The organism is Streptomyces milbemycinicus, from assembly GCF_002154605.1.
Lineage (GTDB): Bacteria > Actinomycetota > Actinomycetes > Streptomycetales > Streptomycetaceae > Streptomyces > Streptomyces milbemycinicus.
Genome location: NZ_MUNE01000533.1, coordinates 1 through 704, shown reverse-complemented (window position 1 = coordinate 704; position 704 = coordinate 1). Strand labels below are relative to the sequence as shown.

Here is a 704-nt window from a genome sequence, read left to right as displayed (position 1 = left end):
CGGGCGCGTCTGCGGTGACGCGGGGGTGCTGAGCCGAGTTGGTCAAGCTCAAGGGCACGACGGGCCATCATCACGCCACAAGCGATGGGGAGGTCCGAGCGGGCGAGCGAAAGCGAACCCTTGCCCTTACGAGCCGACATGAGGAACACCGCGTCGATGGCGAAGCGGTCGGCGGCAGATTTACGCCTGACCAGCAGAAACCCAGTGATTACACCCGGAAGACAACAAGTTCTCAGATAGCCTCCAGGGGGAGACTTGCGCAGACAAGTGAAAAGAGCGTGCGCGGCCACGATCGCCACGGCGGCAGCCGTGGCCCTGGCGGCGGGCATGACCAGCCCGGCGTCGGCGGAGCCCGAGCGTACGGCCGGTGACCAGGCCGTACAGACCACGCCCAAGCACCGCGTCACCCTGATCACCGGCGACCGTGTCGTCGTCGACGCCAAGGGCCGCGTCATCGGCCTGGAGCGGGCCAAGGGCCGCGAGGGGATACCCGTCCAGATCCGCAAGGCCGACGGGCACACCCTCGTCGTGCCGGCCGACGCGGCACGGCTGATAGCCGACGGCAGACTCGACCAGCGGCTCTTCGACGTCACCGAGCTCAACAAGTCGGCCAACCGCAAGGCCCAGAAGCAGGGCCTCAAGCTGATCGTCGGCTACAGCGGCACGGCCGCCGCGGCGAAGGCGGACGTCCGGGAGGCCGGCGA

Annotated in this window: 1 pseudogene; it reads left to right on the top strand. The window is 68.6% G+C overall.

What is annotated here, in order from left to right:
• Window positions 1–267: 267 nt before the first annotated feature.
• Window positions 268–704 (top strand): annotated as a pseudogene (locus tag CCN51_RS36890) (peptidase S8); the annotation flags it as partial.